The sequence below is a fragment of the Mycobacterium sp. Panama NTM2 genome, from assembly GCF_054355555.1.
Genome location: NZ_CM135953.1, coordinates 2,661,887 through 2,687,603, shown reverse-complemented (window position 1 = coordinate 2,687,603; position 25,717 = coordinate 2,661,887). Strand labels below are relative to the sequence as shown.

The following is a 25,717-nucleotide window of genomic DNA, read 5'->3' as shown; positions in this document are numbered from 1 at the left end:
TTGATCGTCGCGGGCCACCGCCACGGGGTGAATTTACCCGCCTCGAGACGTGGTTTGGTGGCGACTCGAGCGGGTACGTGGCCCTCGCCGTTGATCGCACCGGCGGATTGCGGGGTACCCATGCGCAACGAATTCCACGACACGCTCGACGCTCTGGTGGCCGACCTCGCCCAGATGTGCGACCGCGCCTCGACCATGATGCGGTCGGCGACCACCGCACTTCTGGCCGCCGACGCCGACCAGGCCCGCCGGTTGCGCACCGAGCTCCATCAGTTGACGTCGCTGGGCGTGACGGTCAACGACCGCGCCTACCGGTTGCTGGCGCTGCAGGCGCCGGTGGCGCGTGACCTGCGCACGGTGGTGGCAGCCCTGCACATCGGCGCCGACGCCGACCGGATGGGCGCGCTGGCCTCGCACGTGGCGCGCACCGCCTCGCGAAGTCACCCGCTGCCGGCGACGCCACCCGAACTCACCGATCTGTTCACCGAGATGGGCGCGACAGCGGTGCGGATGGCGGCGCAGGCGCGCGACGCGGTCGGCTCGGTCGACGCCGCGCTCGCCGAGCGGATCTGCGCGGGTGACGAACGGATGGACGAGTTGCACCGGCAGTTGTTCGGGCGGGTGGCCGCCCCGCACTGGCAGCACGGCCCGCTGGTCGCGGCGGACATGGTGCTGCTGGGCCGGTTCTACGAACGCTTCGCCGACCACGCGGTCGAGATCGCCCGTCGGGTGTACTTCCAGGCCACCGGCGTGGCGATGGACGAGCAGCCGGCCTAGAAGCCGTCGGCGCGGCCGTTGCCCAGGTAGCGCAGCCCGGTGGCGGCGATGACCGTGCGGTCGAGCAGATTTCGCGCGTCCAACACCACGGCCCCGGGCGCCTGCTCGGCGATCGTCGCCCAGTCCAGGTCGCGGAACTGCGGCCACTCGGTGAGCACCACGACGGCATCCGCCGACTTCGCCGCCCGATAGGGATCGTCGACACCGGTGACGCCGGCTGCGTGCAGCACGGCGGGATCGATGGCGGGCAGCTGCGGGTCGTAGCCGTACACGTGGGCGCCGGCCGCCGTGAGGTGTGCACTGATCGCCAGCGCCGGTGAGTCGCGGGTGTCGCTCGTGGCCGCCTTGAACGTCAACCCCAGCACTGTGATTCGGCAACCGTCGACGGCACACGGCATCGCCCGCTCCAGAGCGGCCAGGATGCGCACCTGCTGGACGGCGTTGGTGTGGCGCGCCGCCTCCACTTCGGCCACCGAGACACCGCGGGCGTGCGCTGAATGCACCAGCGCTGCAGTGTCTTTGGGCAGGCAGGAGCCGCCCCAGCCGGGGCCGGGCTGCAGGAAGCCCGCGCCGATGCGCGGGTCGGCGCCCATACATGCGGTGACATCGGCGATGTCGGCGCCGTAGGAATGGCACAGCTGGGCAAGGGAATTGGTGTAGGAGAGCTTGACCGCCAGGAACGCATTGCTCGCGTACTTCGCCAGCTCGGCGCTCTCCGGGCTCATGTGCAGCACCGTCGCGGGGTCCGCGCCGTAGGCGGCGCACACCAGGGCGGCGTCGCTGCCGGAGTCCGCGCCGACGACGACGCGGTCGGGGTGGGTGAAGTCGGCGATCGCGCGGCCCTCACGCAGGAATTCGGGGCTGGACACCACGCCGATCCCGCAGGGGCGCAGACGGTCGGCGACGCCGCGGGTGGTGCCGACCGGCACCGTCGACTTCACGACGACGACCGCGCCGGGGCGCAGCACGGTGGCCAGCGTCGCGGTGGCGGCGTCGAGGGCCCGCAGGTCGGCGGCGCCCTCGGGCCCGCTGGGGGTCGAGACGCAGACGAACACCACGTCGCGGTCGGCCAGCGCCCGATGATCGGTGCTGAACGCGAGGTGGCCGCGGTCCAGCATGCTCTCCAGCAGCGCCGGCAGATCCGCCTCGTCGATGATCGCCACCCCCGACGCCAGGCTCGCCACCTTACGGTCGTCGATGTCGACCGCGACGACGTCGTGGTCGCGCGCAAGACACACGGCCGTGGTGAGGCCCACGTATCCGACACCGACGACACCGATGCGCAGGCTCATCGGCAGGCCACCAGTGCGGCGCGGGCGGCGTCGAGTACCCGGGGCACCGTCAGCTGCAGCAGACCGGGGTCCGGGGTGCGACCGTGCGGATCGCCGCGGTCACCGGCCCACAGCGTGACGTGGCGGTCGTTGCCGCGCGGACCCCACAGAGCCGGCGGGGTGGGGCCGAACAACAGCACCGACGGCGTGCCGGTGGCGGTGGCCACGTGCCCGACACCGGTGTCGCCGCAGATCAGCAGTGCACAGTCGCTGATCAGTGCGACGAGCGCGAGCAGACCCGACGCCGGCCAGACCGCCGAGCGGGGCAGCCCGGCCTTGCGCACCACGGCCTGCACCAGATCCGTTTCGGCGGGCGAGCCGGTGACCACGACGCGGTGGCCCTCATCGGCCAGGGCCGCGGCCACCGCGGCGAATCGGTGCGGCGGCCACTGCCGGGCCGGGGCGGCGGCGCCGGGATGGATCACGACGACCCCGGAGTTGTCGGGATAGCCCTGCGGCCGGTCGAGCGCGAGATCATCGGGGCGACAGTCGATCCCGGCCCAATGCAGGAGCGCGCACCAGCGGTCGATCTCGTGCAGTTCCGCCCGCCACGGCGGCCCGGGGACCTCGGGGTGGGCCTCGTGGTGGTGGGTCAGCAGCCGGGCGGGTCGCAGTGCGGCGAGGGCGCTGATGCTCTGTGGCCCGCGGCCGTGCAGGTTGACCGCGAGGTCGGGTTCCCTCGGCGCCCCGGCCAGCGGGCCGAGACCCGGTGTGTCGACGATGTCGTCGACGGCACCGGAGCGCAGAGCCAGATCGCGGTACTGCCCGGGTGCGGCCAGCAGGATGCGTGCGCCGGGATGGCGGCGGCGCAGCCCGCGCAGCGCGGGAACGCCGGTGAGTAGGTCGCCGAGCCCGAGTGCCCGCAGCACCACGATCGTGCGCGGCTCTGCAGCCGCGTCTAGGGCCATGAGGATTCCGTCGAGGCGCACACGACGAGTTCGCGGATCTCGCAGCCGGGCGGCTGGGTCAGCGCGAACAGCACAGTTCGGGCGACGTCGGCCGGCTGGTTCAGGACGGCGTCGGCGGGCGGCTTGTACTGCTCGGTGCGGCCGTCGAAGAACGGCGTGTGCATGCCTCCGGGGATCAGCAGGGTCACGCCGATCTCGCCGGCCAGTTCGGCCGCCAGGGCGCGCGTGAAGCCGACCACGCCGAACTTCGAAGCGCAATAGGCCGTGGCATCGCTGACCGCTTTGATGCCCAGCGTCGAGGCCACGGTGACGATGCGACTCTGGCCGGTCGTGAGATACGGCAGGGCGGAGCGGATGACGGCCGCGGTGCCGAGCAGGTTCACCACGACGACTTGTTCCCACTCCTTGGCCGGCACCTCGCGCAACGTGCCGCAGGAGTCGATGCCCGCGGCGGTGAACACGCCGTCGATGCGTCCGCCCGCCTGCTCGGCGAGCGTGGCCACCGCCGCGTCGACGGCGTCGGTGTCGGCGAGGTCGGCGCACACGTGGGCGACGTCACCGATCGGCCGGGCGCGGTCCAACACCAGGGGGGTACCGTCCTGTGCGGCAACGGCTTCGGCGACCGCGGCGCCGAGTCCGGAAGCACCTCCGGTGATCAGCACGGCTCCGGGTGAGCGGGTGGCGGAAGAGGTCATGATTCACCTTTCGTGAGGTCCGACCGCGCAGCGGCGATCAGAGCGGATGAGGAGTAGCCGGCGACCGTGGGCACGATCACGACATCGCCGCCGTGGCGGGTCACGACGGCGGTTTCGGGCAGGTCGTCGACGGTGTAGTCGCCCCCTTTGACCCAGACGTCGGGCCGCAGGGTCTCGAGGATGCGTTCCGGCGTCGCATCGTCGAAGACGGCGACGGCGTCGACGCACGCCAGCGCGGTGAGCACCCGGGCACGGTCCTCGGCGGGCATCACCGGCCTGCTGGGGCCCTTGAGGGCACGCACGGAATCGTCGGAGTTGATGACGACGATCAGCGCGTCACCCAATTCCCGTGCAGTGCGCAGTAACCGGATGTGCCCGGTGTGCAGCAGGTCGAAGCACCCGCCGGTTGCCACCACCGTGCGGCCGTCGGCGCGCAGGCGTTCGGCCAGGGTGACGGCGTCGGCGGCGTCATGGCTGACGTCGCGCCCTGTGTCGGCGACCGGGCTGCCCTGCGCGGCCGGGGCCGGGATCGACACGCCGGCGGCACCGCCGGCGGCGACGAACCGGGCGGCGGCGTCCACCGCTGCGGTCACGGCGGCGACGGTGTCGGCGCCGTCGGCGAGTGCCGCAGTGGCGGCGACGGCGAACCGGTCGCCGGCACCGCAGGTGTCCGCGCGGACGGGCCCGGCCGCGGCCTGGGCGGGTATGCCGATGTGGGTGCGCGCGCCGTCGGCATCGACCACCCGGGCTCCCCGCGCCCCCAGCGTCACACACACGGCGTGCGCACCCCAGCGCTGCCGCAGCACCTCGCCGGGGTTGCGGTCTGCGCCGCAGAAGTGTTGTGCCTCGCCGTCGTTCGGCGTGACGAGCCGGCACCCGCGCACCGGTTCGGCGCCGCGCGGGTGCGGGTCCCACACCACCGGGGTGGTGGCCGCCGCAGCGCCCACCGCATCGCGCAGCGCGGGCAGCGCCGCCACTCCCCTGCCGTAGTCGGCCACGCAGATCCCGCCGGCGTCGGCGAGCACGTCGGCGACGCCCGGTGGCAGCGAGCCGGGCACCGGTACGGCGTCACCGCGGTCGATACGCAGCAGGGATTGTCCGCCGGCGCGCACGCGCGTCTTGGTGACGGTGGTTCCCCGCATCGGCAGCGCGAGCAGCCGCACACCGGCCGAGGTCAGCAGGTCCGCGAGCCGCCGGCCCTCCGCGTCGTCGGCGATCCCGGTGACCAGGACGACATGGTCGTGGGTGCGGGCGGCCAGCAGCGCGGCCAGACCCGCGCCGCCCGGGCGGTGCCAGCCCCGCTCGACATCGACGACCGGTACGGGGGCCTCGGGACTCAATCGTGTTGCGCTGCCGTCGATGTCGACATCGAGCAGGGTGTCACCGACGATCACCAGGGGTGCGGAACTCATGAGGGCACCGCGCCGAGGATGCGTTCGTCGACGGCCATGCACAGCGCGTGCACGAGCAGCAGGTGAACCTCCTGCACCGTCGCGGTGGACGGTGCGTCCACGCAGATCGCCTCGGTGCAGGTCGCGGCCAGCGGATTGGGCGCCGGTCCGGTGAGCGCCCACGTCGTCATCCCGATCTCGCTCGCGGCTTTGACCGCGGTCAAGACGTTCTGGCTGGTGCCGCTCGTCGACAACGCGATCAGCACGTCACCGGGGCGGCCGTGGGCGCGCACCCCGCGCGCGAAGATCTCGTCGCCGCCGTAATCGTTGACCACCGCGGTCAGCGCGGAGGTGTCGGCGTGCAGCGCGATCGCCGAGAGCGGGCGACGTTCGGCGGCGAACCGGCCGACCAGTTCCGCGGTCAGGTGCTGGGCTTCAGCAGCACTGCCACCGTTGCCGCACGCCAGCAGGCGGCCCCCGTCGGTGAGCACACCGGCGAGCTGGTGCCCCCACCCCTGCACCTGACCGATGTCACCGCTGGTGCGTCGGACGGCGCCGATCAGATCGTCGAAATGGCTTGCGATCATGGTGCTTTCCTTCCCTGCGCGTAGGCGTGCACTGCCTCCAGCAGCGCGCGGTCGGAGATGTCGTCGAGGCAGGTGTGCCGCTGCAGCGGGCAGACCCGGGCGCGGCTGCCGCGACAGGGCGCCGCCTGGTCGCCGAGCACGGTGACCGGGACACCGTGCGGCGCCCACCGGGATGCGGGCACGACGGGCGCGAACAGCGACACCACCGGCGTGCCGACCGCGGCGGCGAGATGGGCGGCTGCGGTGTTGGGCGCCACCACGACCCGGGCGCCGGCGAGGACCGCGGCGAGTTCGGCCAGCGTCGTCGCCCCACCGAGGTCGACGGCACCGGCGGCGGTATCGGAGTGCGCGCCCGCGACGTGCGCGGTCAGCTCGCGCTCGTCCGGGCCGCCGGTGACCACCACGCGGTGTCCGGCGGCGACGAGCGCGGCGACCATCGCCCGGCTGCGGTCGGCGCCGGGCCTCCGCGCGGGAACTGCGGCGCCTGGATGGAACACCACGTACTCGCCCGCGCCGACACGGTCCCGCAGCCACTGCGGCAGCGCAGCGATGCCGGTGACCCGCAGTGCATCGGTATCACCCTGCGGCAGAGCACATCCCGCGGCCTCGGTGAGCGAGAGGGCGCGCAGCGGCTCCGGAATGTCGTCGGCGACGTCGTGGCGCAGGTCGAGCAGGCTGCCCGGATAGTCCACGCTGATCGCCCCGACCCAGCCGATGTCGGCCATCCGGCACAACAACGCCAGCGGCAGCGGTGACTGGTGGAACGAGGTGAAGATGTAGCAGCGATCGGGGGCCACGTCGCGCAGCTGCTTGAGCAGATCGTCGGCGTGTGCGGCGGTGAGTTCGGGCGAGTCGAAATCCACCCACGGCGCCTGCCATTCGATGATCTCGTCCACCCCGGGCAGCAGTTCCGCGGCAGCGCGCCCCCGCGGCCCTGCCAGCATCACCACCCGGTCGTGGCGCTGCGCGACCGCGCGGATCGCCGGACCGGTGATCAGCACGTCGCCCGCACTGTCGAGGCGGGCCACCAGCGCGGTGCTCATCGCGCCTCCTGCAGCACCATGTCCACCGCGGCGGTCAGCGTCGCCGCCACCGCCGCACGCGGGTCCGCCTGCGCCGCCTCGATCTCGGGCGTCAGCGTCCGGTCCGTGGGCACCAGGATCGCCCGGGCACCCGCAGCCAGCGCCGCGCCGACGTCGCCGCCGGTGTCACCGATCACTACGCAGCGTGCCGGCGGCACACCGAGCGCCGCGGCAGCCGCGATCACCATGCCCGGGGCGGGTTTGCGGCACGCACAGCCGTCGTCCTCGCCGTGCAGGCACACCTGCCACTCGTCGAACGCTCCCAGTCGTCCGACGACTTCGGCGTTCACCTCTCCGAGCTGTTCGGTGGTGATCAGCCCGCGCGCGACGCCGGACTGGTTGGTCACGACAGCCAGTAGCAGGCCGCGGCGGCGCAGCCGGTCGAGGGCGCGGCGGGCGCCGGGCACGGGGTGCACGCCCCGCGGGTCGTTGAGGTACGGGCCGTCCGCGATCAGTGTGTCGTCGCGGTCGAACAGCACCGCCAGCGGCGGATCGGTTCGCGCATGGCGGTGCTGCCAGGCACCGACCGCCCGGTGCCACACCGCCAGCGGCGGGATCAGAGCGCTCGTCGCGACGATCGGCCCGAGTTCGGCCACGGTGCGGGACCCGGCCAGATGGCGGCGGGCGGCGAAGTCGGCGGTCAGGCCCGTCCACGCCACACCGGCACCGGCGGCGACGCGGCGGCGACCCGTCACCGCGGCCAGCGCCGCTGCCGCGAGCACCACGGTGGAGGCGGCGTGCGCGGGCAGTCGGCCGCGGCCCTCGCCGATGCGGTCACGCCAGGTGGCCCCGAATTTGCGGCGCATCAGCGCGTTGTCGCGGTTGCCGATCTGGACACGCAGCGACGTCCGCCAGGTCGCGCGCGCTACCGGGTGCAGGCAGCGGCGGCTGCCGCGCAGGATGTGATGGCCCGCGGCGGTCATGCGCAGCGCGATGTCGGAGTCCTCCCGGTAGGCGCGCGGGAAGCGCTGGTCGAAGCCGCCGACCTGCACCAGCACGTCGCGCCGGAAGGCCATGTCGGCGGTGATCCATTGCGCGGTGGCCAGACGCAGCGTGCGTTGTTCGTCGTCGGTGGGGCGCCCGGTGGTCTCGCGCGGCACGTCGAGCCGGCCCTGCGAGCCTGCAGCACCCACCGCGTCCGCCGCCGCGAGATCCTGATCCAGCGCGGAAAGCCATGGGGCCGTGGGCAGGACGTCGTCGTCGAGGAAGCACACCCAGGGCGTGTCGGATGCGCGCCAGCCGACGTTGCGCGCCGCGGCCGGTCCCCGCCCGCCACTCTCGAGCACCTTGACCGGCAGTTCGGAGTGCAGCGTGAGGGTGTGCCCGCCGGGCCGGTCGTCGACGACGATCACGCGCGCCGGGCGGGGCCCGTCGCTGCGATCGAGGCCGGTGATCAAGCGCTGCAGAGACTCCCGACCGATGGTCGGGATGACGATCGTGACGTCGTGGTTCATCGGGGTCGCCGCAGGAGGAAGGGGCCCAGCACGAGAACGTCGATGGGGGCGCTGCCGAAACACTCGAGCGCGTCGACCGGACTGTCGACCATCGGTCGGCCCGCGGTGTTGAAGCTGGTGTTCACCAGCACCGGCACACCGGTGCACCGCGCGAAGTGACCGATGGTGGCGTGCAGCAACGGCAGGCTCTCGTCGACGGTCTGCACCCGCGCCGTGCCGTCGACGTGGGTGACGGCCGGGATGCGGTCGCGCCACTCGTCGGCGACATCGTGGACGAACAGCATGTACGGGCTGGGAAGCGGACCGCGGCGGAAGATCTCACCGGCGCGGTCGGCCAGCACCATCGGGGCGACGGGCCGGAACTGTTCGCGGCCTTTGACGTCGTTGAGCCGCTCGAGGTTGTCGAGCCGGCGCGGGTCGGCCAGCAGGGAGCGGCCGCCCAGCGCGCGGGGCCCGAATTCCGCACGCCCCTGGAACCAGCCGACGAGCTGGTTGTCGGCCAGCGCTTCGCCGACGGTCCGTGCGAGGTCGTCGGGTCGTTCGTAGCGCAGCGCCGCGCGATCGAGGACGGCGCGGATCTCGTCGTCGGTCCATCCGCGACCCAGCTGCGCCGACCCCATGGGTGCGATCGGTTCCCCCTCGTCGGCGGCGAGGGCCAGCGCGGCGCCCAGTGCGGTGCCGGAGTCGCCGGCGGCGGGCTGCACCCAGATGCGGTCGAAGCCGCTTTCGGCGTGGATGCGGGTGTTGGCCACGCAGTTGAGGGCGACGCCGCCGGCCAGGCACAGCGCGTCATTGTCGACCCGCTCGCGCAGCCAGGACACCAGGTCGAGCAGCACCTCTTCGACCACCTGCTGCACGCTGCAGGCGAGGTCGGCGTGCACGGGGTCCGGCCGGTCCAGCGCACCGACCTGTCCACCGGTCGTGCGGACGGGCGCGAAGTCGGTCCAGGTGATCGGCTCGGTGCGGAAGCCGCCGTCGGGGCAGGCGTAGACCCGCTCCCGCATCGCGTCGATGAACCGGGGGCTGCCGTAGGAGCCCATCGCCATGACCTTGTACTCGTCGCTGGAGCGCGCGAAACCCAGGTGTTCGGTGAGGCTTTCGTAGAGCAGGCCCAGCGAGTGCGGAAGCTCCTGGGTGGCCAGCACGTCGAGCTTGTGGTCGCGGTAGACACCGGCGAGCATCGAGGTGCGCTCCCCGCGGCCGTCGACGACGAGCACCGCGCTGTCGGGGTGCGGCGAGGCCAGCGCGGTGGACGCGGCGTGGGCGACGTGGTGGCGGACATGGCGCACCACGGCGGGGTCGAGGCCCGGCAGCGCGGTGGCGAGGAAGCGGGCGGCGCGCTGTGCATACAGCGTGCGCAGGTACTCCCAGTCGCGGTCGAGGCCATCGGTCTGGCCCGATTCGTCGGCCATCAGCGCCGGATCGTAGGAGTAGCCGACCGCGTCGATGTCGGCCGCGTCGATGCCGGCCTCGGCCAGGCACCACCGCGCGGCGGCAACGGGCAGCTCCCAGGTGGAGAACGGTACGGCCTGCTTGCCGTGTTTGCGGCGGGAGAACCGTTCCTCCTCCGCGGCGGCGACGATCCGGCCGTCGATCACCAGGGCGGCGGCGGGATCGTGGAACACCGCGTTGATACCGAGGATTCGCATGAGTTGTCTCCTTCACCTGGCCTGGGCAGCGGGCAGCGCGGCATCGCTGCTGTGGGAGGCCAGCGCGGTGCGGAACCAGTCGAGGGTCCGCGCCAGGCCGTCTTCGTAGCTCACGGTCGGAGACCAGCCGAGCAGCTCGCGGGCGGTGGTGATGTCCGGGCAGCGGCGCCGGGGATCGTCGGCGGCGGCCGGTCCGTGATCGATCGGCACGTCGGCACCGGCGAGATCGCGGACGATCTCGGCGATCCGCAGGACCGCGAGCTCCACCGGGTTGCCGATGTTCACGGGTCCGGCGACCGGGTGCCGGGCCAGGGCGATCAGACCGGCGACGGTGTCGTCGACGTAGCACAGCGATCGTGTCTGGGTGCCGTCCCCCGCCACGGTGAGCGGGCGACCCTGCAGCGCCTGATGGCAGAACGTGGGCACCGCGCGCCCGTCGTCGGGGCGCATGCCCGGTCCGTAGGTGTTGAAGATCCGCGCCACCCCGATGTCGGTGCCGAGCTCGCGGTGGTGCGCGAACGCGAGCGCTTCGGCGTAGCGCTTGGCCTCGTCGTACACGCTGCGCGGACCGATCGGATTGACGTTGCCCCAGTAACTTTCGTGCTGCGGATGCTCGAGCGGGTCGCCGTACACCTCGCTGGTCGACGCGAGGACCACCCGGGCGCCGCAGCGGCGGGCCAGGTCGAGCACCGTCGCGGTGCCCAGCGCGCCGGCCCGCAGGGTCTGCAGCGGTAACCGCAGGTAGTCCGGCGGCGACGCGGGGCACGCCAGATGGAAGATCATGTCGAAATGCCGATACGCCAACGCTTCCGGCAGCGGATCGATGATGTCGTGCGCGACGAAGTGCACCCCGGCGGGCCGGTCCGTGTTGCGCGCAGCACTGGTCGAGAGATTGTCGACGGCCACCACGTCGGCGCCGTCTGCGGCCAGGCGGGCACACAGATGCCGACCGAGGAATCCTTCGCCGCCGGTGACCAGCACCTGTGCTGCCACGGTTTGGGGCTCGGTTCCCGGGGTAGCACCACCGCTCATGGTTTCGCGCTCACCTGGTGCCCGCACCTCGTTCGTCATCGCCAGCCGCAACCGATCCGACGAACTCGCCGCGGTGCTGCGGCGACTGCTCGACACGACAAATTCTCCGATCATTCTGGTGGACAACGGCTCTGAGGACGACTCGGTGCAGAAGGCGCGCCACCTCGCCGACGAGGCCGACGGACGGCTGACCGTCGTGGAGCTCGCCGAGAACCTCGGCGCCGTCGGCCGCAACGTCGGTGTGACCCGCGCGGTCGAGGCATCGACCCCGTACGTGGCGTTCTGCGACGACGACTCCTGGTGGGATGCGGCGTCGATCGGCCTCGCGGAGGAGCTCTTCGACGCGTATCCCACGCTCGCGGTGCTCGCGGCGCGCACGCTGGTCATGCCGAGCGGTCGCGAGGACCCGATCGTGGCCGAGCTCGCCTCAAGTCCACTGGGCCACGATCCGGCGCTGCCGGGCCCGTCGATCCTGGGCTTCCTGGCGTGCTCGGCGATCGTGCGGGCCTCGGCGTTCGAGGCGGTCGGCGGGTTCTCGCCGATCATCCACTTCCGCGGGGAAGAGACGCTGCTGGCCTGGGACCTCGCCGCCCACGGCTGGGACCTGTGCTTCTGCGACCGGCTCACGGCCTTCCACCAGCCCTCGACCCACCGCGGCACCAGCGCGGCGCAGGACGCCCGGTCGATGCGCAACGCGGTGCTGACGACATGGTTGCGCCGGCCGCTGCGGCATTGCCTGAGAGCAACGGCGGGCTTCGTGCGGGCTGCGGCCACCGACCGCGCCCACGCCGGCGCGCTCGGCGAGGCAGTGCGAAAGGTGCCTGCGGTGCTGGCCGCGCGCCGGCGGTTGCCGGACGAGACCGAACGCGCGCTGCGGGTGCTCGAGTCCTGACCGATCATGACGCCGCCCCGATCAGACGCCCGTACACGGCCGCGGTGTCCTCGGCGACGCGCCGCCAGGAGTAGCGCTCCTCGACGCGGGCGCGTCCTGCGCGGCCCAGCGCGGCCCGCAAGCCCGCGTCGGCGAGGATGGGGTTGATCGCGTCCGCGCAGCGTTGCGCGTCGCGCGGGGGGACGAGCCGCCCCGTCACGTCGTCGACGACGGTGTCGAGCATGCCGCCCACGGCACTGGCCACCACGGGCACACCGCACGACATCGCTTCCAGCGGAACGATGCCGAACGGCTCGTACCACGGCGTCGCGGCCACCACGTCCGCGGAGCGCAGCAGCATCGGCATCTCGTCGCGGGCGATCGCGCCGTAGAAGTGCACGCGATCGGCGACACCGAACTGGGCGGCAACGGCATTGAGTCGCTGCGCCTCGGCGTCGCGGTCGAGTTCGGACTTGTCGGGACCGCCGACGATCACCAGCTCCGCGGCGGGGATCTGCGGCATGGCGCGGATCAGCGTCTCGAATCCCTTGCGCGGCACCAGGCGTCCCACCGACACGATGCGCTGCGCGCTGCCGCGGGTGGCCCTCGGCCCGATGTGGCGGAATTCGTCTGGGTTCACCCCGCAGGGCACCACGGACATCGCGTCCGCGTCGCGGCCCAAGCGCTGCAGTTCGGCGACCTCGTCGGTGCATGTCGCGGCGACCCAGTCCACGCTGCGCGCCACGTGGCTCTCCAGCCGAATCCGGTCGTCGGGGCTGGTGTCGTCACGGCCCTGGTGGCGCCGCTTGACCACTCCGAGCGCGTGGAAGGTCTGCACGACCGGAATGCGGTGCCGCCGCGCAGCGCGCAGTGTCGCAAGGCCCGACATCCAGAAGTGCGCGTGGGCGACGTCGGGCCGCCAGCGCGCCCAGTCGTCGGCGAGCACATCCCCGAAGTCCGGCATGTATTGCGCCAGATCATCTTTGGGTATGCGGCGGGCGGGTCCGGCCGGAACGTGCACGACGGTGTAGCCGAACTCGGTGTCGACCCGGTCCAGCAGATCCTCGTCGTCGCGACGGGTGTAGACCACCACCTCGTGCCCCTGAGCCGCGAGCGCCGCGGACAGTTCGGCGACGGCCACGTTCTGGCCGCCCGCGTCGACACCGCCCAGCAGGGCCAGCGGGCTGGCGTGTTCGGAGACCATCGCGATCCGCAGCGTGGGGGCGCTCATGGGCACACCTCCTCGATCAGGCGGTCCCAATCGGCGAGGAAGCGATCGAGTCCGTAGTGGGTCAGGGCATGCTCGCGGGCGGCCTTGCCGGCGAGCGCGGCGGCGTCGGGGTCGGCGACGAAGTGCGCGAGGGCTTCTCCCAGCACCGAGCGGTCGGCGCTGACCACCCCCGCGTCTGCGGGGACGGCCAGGGGCGCCATCGTCGCGGCGACGGCCACCACGGGCATGCCCGCGCACATCGCCTCCAGCAGGGACAGTCCCAGCGACGTCCAGCGGGCGGTGTGCAGGTACACACGTCGGCGGGCGACGTCGTCGAGGACGGCGGCCCCGGAAATGTCGCCGTGTCCCCTCACCGCGCCGCCAGAGCGTGAATCCGTGTTCAGCTCCTCGGTTTTCATTCCCCAGACGTCAACCGGGGCGTACCGGCTCAGCGGCGCGAGGAGGTCGGCGCCGACCGTGCGCCACCGCCGCACCGGTTCGTTGATCATCGCCGCCGCCGCGGCGATCTCCCCGGTGTAGAGATGCCCCCGGTCAGCCACCCCATGGTCGATGACCCGGGTCGGCGCACTGCCGTTGTCCCACATCAACTCGTTGAACGCGGTGACGTGCACCAGCGTGACATCACTGCGATCGGCCAGCGGGTGCCGGCTGTCGACGGGGGACGGCCGGGGCGCGTTGTGCTCGACGTACACCGCCGGGACCTCGACGCCCGGGCGGCGGCCGAGATGGCGCGCCGCGAGCTCGACGTCTCGCGGCCGCTGCAGCACGACGAGATCGACGTCGATGTCACGCAGACGGTCGACGGGCACGGCCTGGGCCCGGGGCCAGGTGCGGCCGGCGAGGCCCCGGCCGTCCTCGTCACGATCGGCGGTGACGGGGATCAGATAGCGGTGCCGACCCGTCACGAAGGACTCCGTCCACGAACCGTGCACGTGCCAGATCAGCACGGTGCGCGGTCCCTGAAGCGAAGGCATGGGGCGCGAAATACCCTTGAGAGAATTCACCAAACCGAACTTCTCCGAAAAGTTGGATTCCGCTGTTACCAGCGAAAACGCCGACCACAGAGCAGAATTCGCGCATGGCCCAGCGGCGGCCCACGTCCGGGGTCGCCGCCGGCGAGCACTTCGTCAGACGGATATCGTGGCTCGTCGCGCCGCCGACTCGTACACCGCTTCAGCGTCGGTGGCCACCCGGTCCCAGCAGTAGCGCGACCGCGCACGGGCGCGGCCTGCCAGCCCCATCCCCTGCCGCAGGACGTTCTGGGCGAGGACTGCGCGCAGCGCACGGCTGAGTTCCTGTGGATGCCCGTGCGGCACCAGTAACCCGGTCACCTCTTCGATGACGGCATCGCGTGCGCCACCGGCCTCGACGGCCACGACGGCCACGCCGCACGCCATCGCCATGAGCGCCAGGCGGGGGTCGGGGTCCTCGGGCGACGGGCACACAGCGACATCTGCGGATGCGAGCCACGCCGCGACGTCCCGATCGCCGGCCGCCTGCGCGACCCGGATGCGATCGCCGACGCCCAGTCGCTGCGCATGGGTGAGCAGCTCCTGCATCCCCGCGCCGCCGGACGCGCCGGCGCCGAGCACCACGAGATCGGCGGAGGGCACACCGGGAAGAGCGGCGACCAGCGCGGCGACACCGCGGGGAGCGCCCAGATCGTCGACGAGTGCGACGATACGGTGCCGTCGCGCATCAGGATTCGCCGGTGGTACGTGGAAGGCGTCGACGTCGATGCCGCACGGGAGCACGCTGACGCGCCTTCGGGACGCGCCGAGGCGGATGATCCTCTGCATGTCGTCGCTGCATGGGGCGGTCACCATCGTGGCGTTGCGGGCCAGCAGCGTCTCGAGCTTTTTGGTCGTCTCCGAACCCCGCACTTCGGATCGCTCGCCGGACACCCGCGAGAACGTCTGCACGGTCGCGACGGGCCGGCGGTTGGCGGCCAGCGCGGCCGCCATGCCGTACGCGAGCCCATGGCAGTGCACGACGTCCGGCGGCTCGTCGGTGTATTCGTCGACCAGGAACCGGCCCATCTGAGCGATCCCCGACATCAACTCGCCCTCGGACCGGGGACTCGGGTCGGTGTCGGGGATCCGCACGATGCGGTAGTCGCCGGTGTTCGCACTCACCGGTGACGCGGTGATGAACCGCACCTCGTGGTCGCGCCGTGACAGCGCGGCCGCGAGACTCTCGGCGTCGTAGCACCCTGCCGCGCGCCCCGTGTTCGCGATGATCGCCACTCTCATAGTTGTGGGAAGGCCACAAGTGATCACTGCCAAACTCCTCGCGGCCGGGCGGTTCGTTTGGTGGATCCCCCTCTTCGTCAGGTGGATCGTCCGAGTCCGACCGGGTTACCTCCGGCCGTCGCGGGTAGCCCCACACCCATGACGATCGAGCACGTGCGCTCGCTGCGCGGCGTGGTGGCGATCGGTGGATCGGCGGGCGGCGTGGAGGCGCTGTCCCACGCGGCGGCGGCTCTACCCGCCGATCTTCCGTTCGCGGTGCTGATGGCGTTGCATTTACCACCGGACGCACCCAGCGTGCTGGCCGACATCATCGGCCGGCGCACGCCGCTGGAGACGGTGGCGGCCGAGGAGGGCATGCCGGTCGAACCCGGCAGGATCTACGTGGCGGTTCCGGGCCGGCACCTGCTGACACTCGACCACCGAATCGTGCTGTCCGAAGGTCCGACCGAGAACGGGTACCGACCGGCACTCAACGCGTTGTTCCGTTCTGTGGCAGTAGCATTCGGACCAAAGGCGGTCGGCATTCTCGTCTCGGGAGTGCTCGACGACGGCGTGTTGGGTCTGGCAGCCATCCGGTCTCGGGGCGGCATCACGATGTGTCAGGACCCGCAGGACGCCACGTTCCCGGCACTGCCGCGCAACGCGCTGAACGCCGGCGTCGTCGATCGCACGGTGCGCGCGGCGGACATCGGCGCGATGCTCACCGACCTGGAGCTACCCGCCTCCTCTGCTGCTGCCCCACTGCATCCAAATCTGGCATCGGAGAACCGCATCGCGATGTCGGGCCGTTTCGGGGTCGGCACGGCACACGAGTCGTTCGACGAGCCGGCCGGTTTGATGTGTCCGGACTGCCACGGTTCCCTGCAGATCGCGAGTGCCGATCACTTCCGCTGCCATGTGGGCCATGCGTGGACGGCCGAGGCGCTGCTGGGCGCTCAGGATCGGGAGATAGAGAGAGCTCTGTGGATGGCGATCCAATCGCTGGTGGAGAAGAGCCGGCTCGCCCGCCAACTGGCCGACAAAGCCACCTCCCCCGCGGTCAAGCAGCGCTACTGTGAGCTGGCCGCCGCGACCGACAAAGCACTGGCCGTGCTGCGCGACAGACTGTCGTCGGCACCGGAGGGGATGCCGCCAGGACGATGATCGAGAGCACGGTCGCAATCCGCGTGACCCGTACACCGGGGTACGCGCTGATCACGGTGGCCGGGACACTCGACAGCTGGACCTATCGGGATGTCCGAGACGCTGTGATCAAGGCAGCGCTCGACCAGCACGACGCGGTCGTCGTCGACGTCAGCGGACTCACTGCACCCGCCATCACCGCCTGGGCCGCCTTCACCAGCGCGCGCTGGCACGTCAGCGTCTGGCCCGACGTTCCACTGGTCCTGGTGTGCGACGACGACGCCGAGCGGTCGAGGATCGAGCGCAGTGGCATCACCCGCTACGTTCCCGTGGTCTCCGACGAGGTCGCCGCCGCGTCCGCCATCGGACACCGCGCCCACTTCCGCCACCGGGCCCGCACGACGCTGGACGTGTCGGCCACCACCGTCACCGCCGCCCGTCGCTTCGTCCGGCAGTGTCTGACGGCATGGTCGTGTCATGACGCCACCTTGACGGCGTCGGCCGTGGTCACCGTACTGGTCGAGAATGTGCTGACCCACACCCGAAGTCACCCGGTGGTGACCGTCGAAGCGGTGGACGACAGCGTGACGGTCGCGGTCAGCGACGACGACCCGCGTGCCGCCGTCCGTCACGAGAATGTGGACAACGGCGCCCACACCGTCTCCGGCCTCGCCGTGGTGGCTGCCCTGAGCAGGGCCTGGGGCAGCATTCCCACGGCGGGCGGGAAGACGGTGTGGGCGCTCATCGGGCCGGAGAACCGGCTGTGAGAACTACCTACCGCAGGTCGAACCGGTCGTTGTTCATCACCTTGACCCACGCGGCGACGAAGTCCTCGACGAACTTGCCCCGGCTGTCGTCCTGGGCGTAGACCTCGGCGATGCCCCGCAGGATGGAGTTCGACCCGAACACCAGATCATTGGCGGTCGCCGTCCACTTGATGGCACCGGTCGCGCGGTCGCGGCCCTCGTAGACGTTCTCGGTGTCGGTCGACGGCTTCCACTCCGTGCTCATGTCGAGCAGGTTGGTGAAGAAGTCGTTGGTCAGCACGCCCGGGGTGTCGGTGAACACCCCGTGCTTGCTGCCGCCGTGGTTGGCGCCGATCACGCGCAGACCGCCGATGAGCGCAGCCATCTCCGGTGCGGTCAGGTCGAGGAAGTAAGCCTTGTCGATGAGCAGCTTCTCCACCGGGGTCTTCTCGCCGGGCTGCGCGTAGTTGCGGAACCCGTCGGCCCGGGTCTGGAGCACCGCGAAGGACTCGACGTCGGTCTGTTCCTGCGACGCATCGGTACGACCGGGGGCGAAGTGGACGTCGATCTCGAATCCGCCGTCCTTGGCGGCCTTCTCGATCGCCGCGGAACCCGCGAGCACGATCACGTCGGCCAGCGAGATCTTCTTGCCACCGGAGGCCGAGGCGTTGAAATCCTGCTGGATCTTCTCCAGCACAGGCAGCACCTTGTCCAGCTCCGAGGGCTCGTTGACCTCCCAGCTGCGCTGCGGCTCCAGCCGCAGGCGGGCACCGTTGGCGCCACCGCGCTTGTCGGTCCCGCGGAAGCTCGCCGCCGATGCCCACGCCGTCTTGACCAGCTGCGGCACCGAGATGCCCGACGACAGGATCGTGTTCTTCAGCGACGCGATGTCCGACTCGTCGACCAATTCGTGGTCGACGGCGGGCACCGGGTCCTGCCACACCTGCGGCTCGGGCACCCACGGTCCGAGGTAGCGGCTGACCGGGCCCATGTCGCGGTGCATCAGCTTGTACCAGGCCCTGGCGAACGCGTCGTTCATCTCTTCGGGATGGTCGAGCCAGCGGCGGGTGATCTGACCGTAGATGGGGTCGACCCGCATCGAGACGTCGGTGACCAGCATGGTGGGCTTGCGTGGCGGGCCGCCGAACGGATCCGGGATCGTGGCCTCGGCGTCCTTGGCCTCGAACTGCCACGCACCGGCGGGGCTCTTGGTCAGCTCCCACTCGTTGCCGTAGAGAATCTCCAAGTAGCCGTTGCTCCACTGCGTCGGGGTTCCGGTCCAGACGACCTCGAGCCCGGAGGTGATGGTGTCGGCGCCCTTGCCGGAACCGAACGGGCACTTCCAGCCCAGGCCCTGCTGCTCGATCGGCGCACCCTCGGGCTCGGGGCCCATCCCCTCGTCGGGGCCGGCGCCGTGGGTCTTGCCCAGCGTGTGGCCGCCGACGATCAGCGCGGCGGTCTCCTCGTCGTTCATCGCCATCCGGCCGAACGTCTCACGGATGTCGTGCGCGGCGGCCAGCGGATCCGGCTTGCCTTCGGGCCCTTCGGGATTGACGTAGATCAGCCCCATCGTGGTGGCGCCGAAGGGCTCGGCGAGCTGACGGTCGCTGTCGTTGGTACCGCCGTACCGCTTGTCGGTGCCCAGCCAGGTGTCCTCCTGGCCCCACAGCATCTCCTCGGGCTCCCAGATGTCCTCGCGCCCGAACGCGAAACCGAAGGTCTTGAAGCCCGCGGACTCCAGCGCGGCATTGCCCGCGTAGGCGATCAGGTCGGCCCAGGAGATCTTGTTGCCGTACTTGCGCTTGATCGGCCACAGCAGCCGGCGCGCTTTGTCGAGGTTGGCGTTGTCAGGCCAGCTGTTCAACGGGGCGAACCGCTGCGCGCCCTGACCGGCGCCACCCCGCCCGTCGAAGATGCGGTAGGTGCCTGCGGCGTGCCAGCTCATCCGGATGAACAGGCCGGCGTAGCTGCCGTAGTCGGCGGGCCACCAGTCCACGGACGTGGTGACCACCTCGGCGACGTCCCGCTTGAACGCCTCGACGTCGAGCTTGGCGAACTCGGTCGCGTAGTCGAAGTCCTCACCGAGCGGGTTGCCCTTCTCGTTCTGCTTGTGCAGCAGCGAGACGTCGACCTGCTCGGGCCACCAGTCCTTATTGGTCAGCGGCGCGTGGACTTTGGGCTGCGGCGCGTCGATGACCGGGTTCTCGGATTCGCTGTGGCTGTGGGTCTTGGTGTCTGAGTGCGGCGGGCGGGCATCGGACGTATCAGAGGACACAACATTCCCTTTCGGTGGTGGATGACGAGCTGATCACGGATGTGATCGGGGCTGCGGGGTGCACTCGGGGCACAGGCCCCAGAAGATGACCTCGGCTTCGTCGACGTCGAAGCCGAGATCGTCCGACGCGGTCAGGCACGGCGCCTCACCCACGGCGCAGTCCACGTCGGCCACCACACCGCACGACCGGCACACGATGTGGTGGTGGTTGTCGCCCACTCGGGCTTCGTAGCGGGCGAGATGACCGGCGGGCTGGATCCGGCGGACGAGACCGGTGGCGGTGAGCGCGTTGAGCGCGTCGTAGACCGTCTGGCGGGAGATGTCGGGCGCCCGGTCGCGGGCGGCGGCGATGATGTCCTCGGTGTCAGCGTGCGGATGGTGCTCGACCGCATGCATCACCGCCATCCGGGGCCGGGTCACCCGAAGGCCCGCTGACTTGAGCGCGTCTGCGTAGTCGGGGTCGTCGGTCATCTCTTCGATCTTGGCCCGTTTTCTGGATTAGATCAAGAATTCGACGGAACTTTTTGCAGGGAATTTTCCGCCACGTCGCTGGGCGGCCAGAAAACGAACACGGCTTTTGCGCGCCACAGCCACGGGTACGGGCTGGACATGACAGCACCTCTTGCCCTCGTGACCGGCGCATCCAGCGGCATCGGCCTCGAACTCGCGCGCCGTTTCGCCCGTGACGGCTACGACCTGGTGGTCGCCGCCGAGGACGACGGCATCGTCGCCGTGCCCGACCAACTCGCGACCTACGGTGGCGCAGTGCACCCCGTCCAGGTGGACCTGCGCACGCCCGAGGGCGTCGAACACCTCTTCGCGAGCACAGTGCAGAAAGGAACGCCGGTCGCCGCGGCAGCCTTGAACGCCGGGGTCGGACGAGGAGACATGTTCCTCGCCAGTGAACTGGCCGACGATATGAGCATCATCGATCTGAACGTGCGCTCGACGGTGCACCTGGCCAAACTCGTCCTGCGCGACATGGCCAACCGCGACGCCGGCAGAGTGCTGTTCACGTCCTCGGTCGCGTCGATGATGCCGGGCTCGTTCCAGCCGGTCTACAACGCGTCGAAGTCGTTCGTGCAATCGTTCGTCAAGGCTTTACAGGACGAGCTGCGGGACACGTCGATCACGGTGACCGCGCTGCTGCCGGGGCCCACCGATACTGCGTTCTTCGGCCGCGCGAAGATGCTGCACACCCCGATCGGGAGGATGGGCAAAGACGACCCGGCCGAGGTCGCCCGCCAGGGTTACGAGGCGCTGATGCGCGGTGACCGGCAGGTGGTCGCCGCATCGTGGAGCTCCAAGATGATGGGCTCGATGCTGCGCGTCCTGCCGGACCCGATCAAGGCCGCCGGGAACCGCTTGGTGTCGGCGCCGTTCGGGCGCTGACGTCCGGTCCGACAGCGGCGGCGACGCCTGCGCCGATCCGCGCCGCCGCCAATGCCGCGGCGAACACCGCGAGCGCCGCCCACCCCCCTCCGGTGAGCCCCAGTTTGGCGGTGAACACGAGCGCCACCCCGGCTGCGCACACCAGCGCACCGGTGACGGTCGCGCGGGCACCGCGTGCGCTGACCGGCCGGTCCCACCACGGCAGCGGACGGTGTTCCAGCGGCGACAGTGCGACGAAGAATGCGGCCATCACGCCGGCGAACACCACCGCCCGCACCGCCAACAGCCCCCAGAACCCCGGTGCGTGCACGTCGTAGGCGTCGAGGCCGACGGCGTGGAGTGCGAAGGCGGCCACCGCGATCGCCGGGATGTGCCAGAGGTAAAGCGTCATCGCGCCGCCGTTGCCCGTGCTGACCACCCGCCACACCCGCGGGCCGAGCGCCCATCGCTGCAGCGCACCGGCGGCGAGCACGAACGCGCACGACATCCACGTGCAGTGCACCGCGAGCAGCAGCGTCGGCGGAGCCACGTTCGACACCTGCTCGGCGCCGGTGACCACCAGCGACACGTCGTAGGGCCCCACGGCGGCGATGGCCAGTTGTGCGACGAATGCGCCGACGCCGACCCAGGCCGCCCATCGGGCGCTGATCAACCGTCGGGCGTATCCGACGCCGATCGCGACCGGGATGAGCCAGACGACGACGAAATTGGTGACGCCCGCGTCGGGAGTGTCGAGGGCGAACCGGGCGGCGTCGCCGAGCGCTGTCGCAGCGAGGAGACCGATGAGGACCACGGTGACGGTGCGCTGTGCGGTCATCCGGACCAGGGCGGGGACAGCGGCGAGTGTCACCAGGTAGACCCCGAGGAACCACAGCAGCGCGACGCTCTCTCGGCCCAGTCGCGCGGCCGATTCCGCGCCGAGCGTGAGACGCACGACGAGCAGGCCCGCAGACCACACCGCGAGGTAGAAGAACACCGGTCGGCACAGTCGCTGTGCTCGCGTGAAAAGCCAGGTGCCCCACGGCGTTCCGTCGCGGTGACCATAGGTACCGGCAGCGCCGCCGGCCAGGAAGAACAGCGGCATCACCTGAACGATCCACGTGACGGGCGCGATCGCGGGAAGTGCGCCGATCAGGTTCCCCACGTGCAGGCCGCGCCCGTCGATCGACGCGAGGAGCAGCGCGCAGTGGCCGAACATCACCACCGACAGCGCCGCGAGTCGGGCGACGTCCACTGCGCGGTCACGGGTGGGGGCGGTAACGGTCATGACCCCAGCATGCCGCCGGGTGGTGTCGAGTGGATGAGTACTACTACCCGAGTATGCGGGCGTTGATCTGTCAGGGCAGCGCTTCGAGGAAGGCGCTCAGCGGACCGTTGGACGCGGTACCCGATGTCGGTCCCGACGTCGCGGTGCTCACCGGGACTGCTGCAGCGGTTTGCGCCGGCGCCGGCGCAACCACCGCCTGCACCGGTCCGGCGGCCAGCTGAGACCCGGTGAGATGCGGTTGGCCGATCATGGTGTCGATCGTCTGCGGATCGCTGGGCGTGATGCCGACCGCCGCGACGCTGGCGGAGGTGGGCTGCTGGAACTCCTGCGCGGTGGCAATCTGCGTACCGGCCGAGCCCTGCGTACCGGCCGAGCCCTGCGGGAGCGCAGCAGTCTGCGGGGCCGCCCCGCTCTCCGCGGGTCCGACGGGTGTGTCGGCGGTGGCCGCAAGAGGGGTCCCCGTCGTCGCCGCCGGAGTCGACGCGCTCACTGCGGGCTCCTCCTGCACCGGCTCCTGCACTGGATCCTGCACTGTGGGAGCCGCGAACGACTGGGCCGACTCGACCGGCGTGAACGTCTCCGGAGCAGCTTCGGGGGCCGGCGCGACGGTCGGCGGCGGGGCCGGTACGGCCGCGGGAACGGGTGCCGGCGCAGCAGGCGGTACCGCGGCGGGTGCCGGCGTGGCAGCGGAGGCTTCCACGACCGGGGTATCGGTGGTGAATCCACCGGTCAGTGCGTAGATTCCGACGCCGGCGACGGCCACCACGCCGGCCGCGGCACCCGCGACGGGCAGCGGCACCCGCGACACCAGCCGCGACAGCACGCTGCGATAGTCGCCGCGATCGCTGCCGTGCAGATCGGCGCGCGCCGCGCCGTAGGCGAGCACCAGGTGAGGGGCGATGTGGCGGGCGGTGCGGTTGCGTCCTTCGCGGGCCGCCTCCTGCGTCACCGTCTCGACCGTGTCGAATCCGAACAGGCGCAGCTTGGTGCGCAGCCGGATGCCATGGGTCCGTGCGTCGTCACTCCACGTCAGGCGCACCCCGTCGATATCGCGCTGACTTTGCAGGGCGAACGCCTGAACGCTGCGCGCCGTGGCGCGGGCAATCTCGTTCGCCGAATCGATCGGCACCACCTCGTCGGCCAGGATGGTGCCGTCCTTGACATCGACCAATGCCCACACCGCACTCTTGGCGGTCAGCGAAAGACCCATAACCACGCGCATAGCTACCCCTGACGACGGCCGGTGATGGCCCTTTATCGGCGTATCCATGTCGGATGTTACGCACACCACACCGAGTTGTCGCCGAACGTGGCGAAACCGCTATTGACCGCAGCGGCCAATTCCAGCGTTTAGCTGGACGGGTAGCTCAGCTCTGCAGCGACTCCAGAGCGGAGTTGAACGTCTCACTGGGCCGCATCACCGCGGTGGTCTTCTCCCGATCGGGGTAGTAGTAGCCACCGATGTCCACGGCCTCGCCCTGCACGGCGTTGAGCTCGGAGACGATGGTGTCCTCCTGCTCGGCCAGGGTCTTGGCGAACGCACCGAAGTGCTCGGCGAGCTCGGAGTCCTCGTTCTGGTTCGCGAGCTCCTGCGCCCAGTACATCGTCAGGTAGAACTGGCTGCCGCGGTTGTCGAGTTCACCGGTCTTGCGCGACGGGCTCTTGTTGTTGTCGAGCAGCTTGCCGATGGCGGCGTCGAGCGCCTTGCCCAGGATCGAGGCCTTCTTGTTTCCGGCCTTGGCCCCCATGTCCTCGAAGCTCGCGCCGAGAGCCAGGAACTCACCCAGGGAATCCCAGCGCAGGTGGTTCTCCTCCACCAGCTGGTTGACGTGCTTGGGTGCCGAGCCGCCGGCGCCGGTCTCGTACAGTCCGCCACCGGCCATCAGCGGCACGATGGACAGCATCTTGGCGCTGGTGCCCAGCTCGAGGATCGGGAAGAGGTCGGTGAGGTAGTCGCGCAGGATGTTGCCGGTCGCCGAGATGGTGTCCTGCCCCCGGATCAGCCGTTCCAGCGTGTACCGCATCGCCCACACCTGCGGCAGGATCGTGATCTCCAGGCCCTCGGTGTCGTGGTCGCCGAGGTACTTCTTCACCTTGGCGCGCAGCTCGTTCTCGTGCGGCCGTTCGTCGTCGAGCCAGAACACCACCGGCATGCCCGAGGCGCGGGCGCGCGTCACGGCGAGTTTGACCCAGTCCTGGATCGGGGCGTCCTTGACGATCGGCATGCGCCAGATGTCGCCCTCCTCGACGTTCTGGGTCAGCAGCACCTCGCCGGTCTCGTTGTCGACGATGTCGGCGACGCCGTCTTCGGTGATCTCGAAGGTCTTGTCGTGGCTGCCGTACTCCTCGGCTTTCTGCGCCATCAGGCCGACGTTGGGCACCGTGCCCATGGTCGTCGGGTCGAACTGGCCGTGGGTCTTACAGAAGTTGATGACCTCCTGGTACATCCGGGAGAACGTCGACTCGGGGTTGACGGCCTTGGTGTCCTTGGTGCGGCCGTCGGCGCCGTACATCTTTCCGCCGAGCCGGATCATCGCCGGCATCGAGGCGTCGACGATGACGTCGCTGGGTGAGTGGAAGTTGGAGATGCCCTTCGCCGAATCGACCATCGCGAGCTCGGGCCGGTGCTCGTGGCACTTGTGCAGATCTTCGATGATCTCCTCGCGCTGGGATGCGGGCAGCGCCTCGATCTTGTCGTAGAGATCCGACAGGCCGTTGTTGACGTTGACGCCCAGCTGGTCGAACAGTTCCTGATGCTTGGCGAACGCGTCCTTGTAGAACACCTTGACGGCATGGCCGAACACGATGGGGTGGCTGACCTTCATCATCGTGGCCTTGACGTGCAGCGAGAACATCACGCCGGTCTTGTAGGCGTCCTCGATCTGCGCCTCGTAGAACTCGATGAGCGCCTTCTTGCTCATGAACATGCTGTCGATGACGTCGCCCTCGTCGAGCTTGACCTCGGGCTTGAGCACGATGGTCTCGCCCCGCGTGGTCTTGAGCTCCATGCGTACGTTGCGCGCCTTGTCGAGTGTCATCGACTTCTCGCCGTGGTAGAAGTCGCCGCCCTTCATCGTCGCGACGTGCGTGCGGGAGGCCTGTGACCACTCCCCCATGCTGTGCGGGTGCTTGCGGGCGTACTCCTTGACCGCCTTCGGCGCCCGGCGGTCTGAATTCCCTTCGCGCAGAACGGGATTGACCGCACTGCCGAGAACCTTGGCGTAGCGTTCCTTGATCTGGCGCTCATCGTCGGTCTTCGGATCGCCCGGATAGTCGGGCAGGTCGTAACCCTTGCTCTTCAGTTCCTTGATGGCGGCGAGCAGCTGGGGCACCGAGGCGCTGATGTTCGGCAGCTTGATGATGTTGGTCTCGGGGAACTGGGTCAGTTCACCGAGTTCGGTGAGATTGTCGGGTACTCGCTGGTCCTCGCTGAGCCGGTCGGAGAACTCGGCCAGGATGCGGGCGGCCACCGAGATGTCGCTGGACTTGACGTCGATGTCGGCGGCGCTTGCGAACGCGCGCACCACAGGCAGGAAGGCGTAGGTCGCGAGCAGCGGCGCCTCGTCGGTCAGGGTGTAGAAAATGGTGGGCTGCTCGGCGCTCATGTAGTGGCCTCCCGGCGTTGAAGTGCGGTCAGAGATGTGTCATTTTCGGG

General features: G+C 70.5%; 22 protein-coding genes. 5 read left to right on the top strand and 17 right to left on the bottom strand.

Going from position 1 to position 25,717, the window contains the following annotated elements; translation table 11 throughout:
• The first annotated feature begins 57 nt into the window (after positions 1 to 57).
• Positions 58 to 777: a phosphate signaling complex protein PhoU gene (gene phoU, locus ACXYX3_RS12850; RefSeq protein WP_308192977.1), complete on the top strand. Its 720-nt coding sequence runs from the start codon at positions 58 to 60 to the stop codon at positions 775 to 777.
• On the opposite strand, the gene ACXYX3_RS12845 is transcribed toward phoU, so the two are convergent.
• From ACXYX3_RS12845 to ACXYX3_RS12805, 9 genes are read right to left on the bottom strand one after another with little or no spacing between them, the layout of a single operon-like run.
• Positions 774 to 2,069 carry a UDP-glucose dehydrogenase family protein gene (locus tag ACXYX3_RS12845; protein ID WP_458611929.1) on the bottom strand — a complete coding sequence of 432 codons (1,296 nt, stop codon included), beginning with the start codon at positions 2,067 to 2,069 and terminating at the stop codon, positions 774 to 776. The genes phoU and ACXYX3_RS12845 overlap by 4 nt on opposite strands.
• Positions 2,066 to 3,016 (bottom strand): glycosyltransferase family 9 protein, encoded by a 951-nt coding sequence (locus ACXYX3_RS12840; RefSeq protein ID WP_458611928.1) that lies wholly within the window; start codon positions 3,014 to 3,016, stop codon positions 2,066 to 2,068. Before ACXYX3_RS12840 ends, ACXYX3_RS12845 begins: the two co-directional genes overlap by 4 nt.
• Complete coding sequence (locus ACXYX3_RS12835; RefSeq protein WP_458611927.1) at positions 3,007 to 3,711, bottom strand: SDR family oxidoreductase; 705 nt, start codon at positions 3,709 to 3,711, stop codon at positions 3,007 to 3,009. The genes ACXYX3_RS12840 and ACXYX3_RS12835 overlap by 10 nt, the downstream gene beginning before the upstream one ends.
• Positions 3,708 to 5,123, bottom strand: coding sequence for a D-glycero-beta-D-manno-heptose 1-phosphate adenylyltransferase (gene rfaE2 / locus ACXYX3_RS12830; protein WP_458611926.1), 1,416 nt, complete (start codon positions 5,121 to 5,123; stop codon positions 3,708 to 3,710). The genes ACXYX3_RS12835 and rfaE2 overlap by 4 nt, the downstream gene beginning before the upstream one ends.
• The gene (locus ACXYX3_RS12825; RefSeq protein WP_241206698.1) at positions 5,120 to 5,689 is read right to left on the bottom strand and encodes a D-sedoheptulose-7-phosphate isomerase; all 570 of its coding nucleotides are present in this window, start codon (positions 5,687 to 5,689) and stop codon (positions 5,120 to 5,122) included. The genes rfaE2 and ACXYX3_RS12825 overlap by 4 nt, the downstream gene beginning before the upstream one ends.
• Positions 5,686 to 6,732 carry a glycosyltransferase family 9 protein gene (locus ACXYX3_RS12820; protein WP_458611925.1) on the bottom strand — a complete coding sequence of 349 codons (1,047 nt, stop codon included), beginning with the start codon at positions 6,730 to 6,732 and terminating at the stop codon, positions 5,686 to 5,688. Before ACXYX3_RS12820 ends, ACXYX3_RS12825 begins: the two co-directional genes overlap by 4 nt.
• Positions 6,729 to 8,225 carry an HAD-IIIA family hydrolase gene (locus ACXYX3_RS12815; protein WP_458611924.1) on the bottom strand — a complete coding sequence of 499 codons (1,497 nt, stop codon included), beginning with the start codon at positions 8,223 to 8,225 and terminating at the stop codon, positions 6,729 to 6,731. Before ACXYX3_RS12815 ends, ACXYX3_RS12820 begins: the two co-directional genes overlap by 4 nt.
• A complete protein-coding gene (locus ACXYX3_RS12810; protein WP_458611923.1) occupies positions 8,222 to 9,874 on the bottom strand; it encodes a carbamoyltransferase family protein in 1,653 nt (550 codons plus the stop codon). The genes ACXYX3_RS12815 and ACXYX3_RS12810 overlap by 4 nt, the downstream gene beginning before the upstream one ends.
• A 12-nt stretch (positions 9,875 to 9,886) precedes the next feature.
• On the bottom strand, positions 9,887 to 10,906 hold the full coding sequence (locus tag ACXYX3_RS12805) for a UDP-glucuronic acid decarboxylase family protein (protein WP_458611922.1): 1,020 nt from the start codon (positions 10,904 to 10,906) through the stop codon (positions 9,887 to 9,889).
• Between ACXYX3_RS12805 and ACXYX3_RS12800 the strand changes: the two genes are divergently transcribed.
• The gene (locus tag ACXYX3_RS12800; RefSeq protein ID WP_458611921.1) at positions 10,905 to 11,798 is read left to right on the top strand and encodes a glycosyltransferase family 2 protein; all 894 of its coding nucleotides are present in this window, start codon (positions 10,905 to 10,907) and stop codon (positions 11,796 to 11,798) included. The two genes, ACXYX3_RS12805 and ACXYX3_RS12800, sit on opposite strands and share 2 nt — an antisense overlap.
• A gap of 4 nt (positions 11,799 to 11,802) precedes the next feature.
• Here the strand turns inward: ACXYX3_RS12800 and ACXYX3_RS12795 are convergent, their stop codons facing one another.
• The 3 genes from ACXYX3_RS12795 to ACXYX3_RS12785 all read right to left on the bottom strand — a co-directional run bounded on the left by ACXYX3_RS12795 (position 11,803) and on the right by ACXYX3_RS12785 (position 15,254).
• Positions 11,803 to 12,993, bottom strand: a complete 1,191-nt coding sequence (locus tag ACXYX3_RS12795) for a glycosyltransferase (protein WP_458612070.1) — start codon at positions 12,991 to 12,993, stop codon at positions 11,803 to 11,805.
• An 11-nt stretch (positions 12,994 to 13,004) separates the two neighbouring features.
• Positions 13,005 to 13,982 (bottom strand): glycosyltransferase, encoded by a 978-nt coding sequence (locus tag ACXYX3_RS12790; RefSeq protein WP_458611920.1) that lies wholly within the window; start codon positions 13,980 to 13,982, stop codon positions 13,005 to 13,007.
• 153 nt (positions 13,983 to 14,135) lie between these two features.
• A complete protein-coding gene (locus tag ACXYX3_RS12785; RefSeq protein WP_458611919.1) occupies positions 14,136 to 15,254 on the bottom strand; it encodes a glycosyltransferase family 4 protein in 1,119 nt (372 codons plus the stop codon).
• Positions 15,255 to 15,398: 144 nt separating this feature from the next.
• Here ACXYX3_RS12785 and ACXYX3_RS12780 point away from each other — a divergent pair, with 144 nt between their 5' ends.
• Complete coding sequence (locus tag ACXYX3_RS12780; protein WP_458611918.1) at positions 15,399 to 16,403, top strand: chemotaxis protein CheB; 1,005 nt, start codon at positions 15,399 to 15,401, stop codon at positions 16,401 to 16,403.
• On the top strand, positions 16,400 to 17,149 hold the full coding sequence (locus ACXYX3_RS12775; RefSeq protein ID WP_458611917.1) for an STAS domain-containing protein: 750 nt from the start codon (positions 16,400 to 16,402) through the stop codon (positions 17,147 to 17,149). Before ACXYX3_RS12780 ends, ACXYX3_RS12775 begins: the two co-directional genes overlap by 4 nt.
• 7 nt (positions 17,150 to 17,156) lie before the next feature.
• Here the strand turns inward: ACXYX3_RS12775 and katG are convergent, their stop codons facing one another.
• The gene (gene katG / locus ACXYX3_RS12770; RefSeq protein WP_458611915.1) at positions 17,157 to 19,403 is read right to left on the bottom strand and encodes a catalase/peroxidase HPI; all 2,247 of its coding nucleotides are present in this window, start codon (positions 19,401 to 19,403) and stop codon (positions 17,157 to 17,159) included.
• Positions 19,404 to 19,436: 33 nt separating this feature from the next.
• Entirely contained in the window at positions 19,437 to 19,874 is a 438-nt protein-coding gene (locus tag ACXYX3_RS12765; protein WP_241207562.1) for a Fur family transcriptional regulator, read from the bottom strand.
• A 138-nt stretch (positions 19,875 to 20,012) separates the two neighbouring features.
• Here ACXYX3_RS12765 and ACXYX3_RS12760 point away from each other — a divergent pair, with 138 nt between their 5' ends.
• Positions 20,013 to 20,795 (top strand): SDR family NAD(P)-dependent oxidoreductase, encoded by a 783-nt coding sequence (locus ACXYX3_RS12760; protein WP_241207563.1) that lies wholly within the window; start codon positions 20,013 to 20,015, stop codon positions 20,793 to 20,795.
• On the opposite strand, the gene ACXYX3_RS12755 is transcribed toward ACXYX3_RS12760, so the two are convergent.
• From ACXYX3_RS12755 to ACXYX3_RS12745, 3 genes are all read right to left on the bottom strand, one after another.
• Positions 20,749 to 22,062 carry an acyltransferase family protein gene (locus ACXYX3_RS12755; RefSeq protein WP_458611914.1) on the bottom strand — a complete coding sequence of 438 codons (1,314 nt, stop codon included), beginning with the start codon at positions 22,060 to 22,062 and terminating at the stop codon, positions 20,749 to 20,751. The two genes, ACXYX3_RS12760 and ACXYX3_RS12755, sit on opposite strands and share 47 nt — an antisense overlap.
• 70 nt (positions 22,063 to 22,132) lie before the next feature.
• The gene (locus ACXYX3_RS12750) at positions 22,133 to 23,272 is read right to left on the bottom strand and encodes a hypothetical protein (protein WP_458611913.1); all 1,140 of its coding nucleotides are present in this window, start codon (positions 23,270 to 23,272) and stop codon (positions 22,133 to 22,135) included.
• A 157-nt stretch (positions 23,273 to 23,429) separates the two neighbouring features.
• Positions 23,430 to 25,667: an NADP-dependent isocitrate dehydrogenase gene (locus tag ACXYX3_RS12745; RefSeq protein ID WP_458611912.1), complete on the bottom strand. Its 2,238-nt coding sequence runs from the start codon at positions 25,665 to 25,667 to the stop codon at positions 23,430 to 23,432.
• Positions 25,668 to 25,717 lie beyond the last annotated feature (50 nt).

What these genes read in the sequence shown, in the direction of transcription:
- ACXYX3_RS12845 (WP_458611929.1), bottom strand. Translation starts at nt 2,069, where the DNA reads ATGAGCCTGCGCATCGGTGTCGTCGGTGTCGGATACGTGGGCCTCACC.
- ACXYX3_RS12840 (WP_458611928.1), bottom strand. Translation starts at nt 3,016, where the DNA reads ATGGCCCTAGACGCGGCTGCAGAGCCGCGCACGATCGTGGTGCTGCGG.
- ACXYX3_RS12835 (WP_458611927.1), bottom strand. Translation starts at nt 3,711, where the DNA reads ATGACCTCTTCCGCCACCCGCTCACCCGGAGCCGTGCTGATCACCGGA.
- rfaE2 (WP_458611926.1), bottom strand. Translation starts at nt 5,123, where the DNA reads ATGAGTTCCGCACCCCTGGTGATCGTCGGTGACACCCTGCTCGATGTC.
- ACXYX3_RS12825 (WP_241206698.1), bottom strand. Translation starts at nt 5,689, where the DNA reads ATGATCGCAAGCCATTTCGACGATCTGATCGGCGCCGTCCGACGCACC.
- ACXYX3_RS12820 (WP_458611925.1), bottom strand. Translation starts at nt 6,732, where the DNA reads ATGAGCACCGCGCTGGTGGCCCGCCTCGACAGTGCGGGCGACGTGCTG.
- ACXYX3_RS12815 (WP_458611924.1), bottom strand. Translation starts at nt 8,225, where the DNA reads ATGAACCACGACGTCACGATCGTCATCCCGACCATCGGTCGGGAGTCT.
- ACXYX3_RS12810 (WP_458611923.1), bottom strand. Translation starts at nt 9,874, where the DNA reads ATGCGAATCCTCGGTATCAACGCGGTGTTCCACGATCCCGCCGCCGCC.
- ACXYX3_RS12800 (WP_458611921.1), top strand. Translation starts at nt 10,905, where the DNA reads ATGGTTTCGCGCTCACCTGGTGCCCGCACCTCGTTCGTCATCGCCAGC.
- ACXYX3_RS12805 (WP_458611922.1), bottom strand. Translation starts at nt 10,906, where the DNA reads ATGAGCGGTGGTGCTACCCCGGGAACCGAGCCCCAAACCGTGGCAGCA.
- ACXYX3_RS12790 (WP_458611920.1), bottom strand. Translation starts at nt 13,982, where the DNA reads ATGCCTTCGCTTCAGGGACCGCGCACCGTGCTGATCTGGCACGTGCAC.
- ACXYX3_RS12780 (WP_458611918.1), top strand. Translation starts at nt 15,399, where the DNA reads ATGACGATCGAGCACGTGCGCTCGCTGCGCGGCGTGGTGGCGATCGGT.
- ACXYX3_RS12775 (WP_458611917.1), top strand. Translation starts at nt 16,400, where the DNA reads ATGATCGAGAGCACGGTCGCAATCCGCGTGACCCGTACACCGGGGTAC.
- ACXYX3_RS12765 (WP_241207562.1), bottom strand. Translation starts at nt 19,874, where the DNA reads ATGACCGACGACCCCGACTACGCAGACGCGCTCAAGTCAGCGGGCCTT.
- ACXYX3_RS12760 (WP_241207563.1), top strand. Translation starts at nt 20,013, where the DNA reads ATGACAGCACCTCTTGCCCTCGTGACCGGCGCATCCAGCGGCATCGGC.
- ACXYX3_RS12755 (WP_458611914.1), bottom strand. Translation starts at nt 22,062, where the DNA reads ATGACCGTTACCGCCCCCACCCGTGACCGCGCAGTGGACGTCGCCCGA.
- ACXYX3_RS12750 (WP_458611913.1), bottom strand. Translation starts at nt 23,272, where the DNA reads ATGGGTCTTTCGCTGACCGCCAAGAGTGCGGTGTGGGCATTGGTCGAT.
- ACXYX3_RS12745 (WP_458611912.1), bottom strand. Translation starts at nt 25,667, where the DNA reads ATGAGCGCCGAGCAGCCCACCATTTTCTACACCCTGACCGACGAGGCG.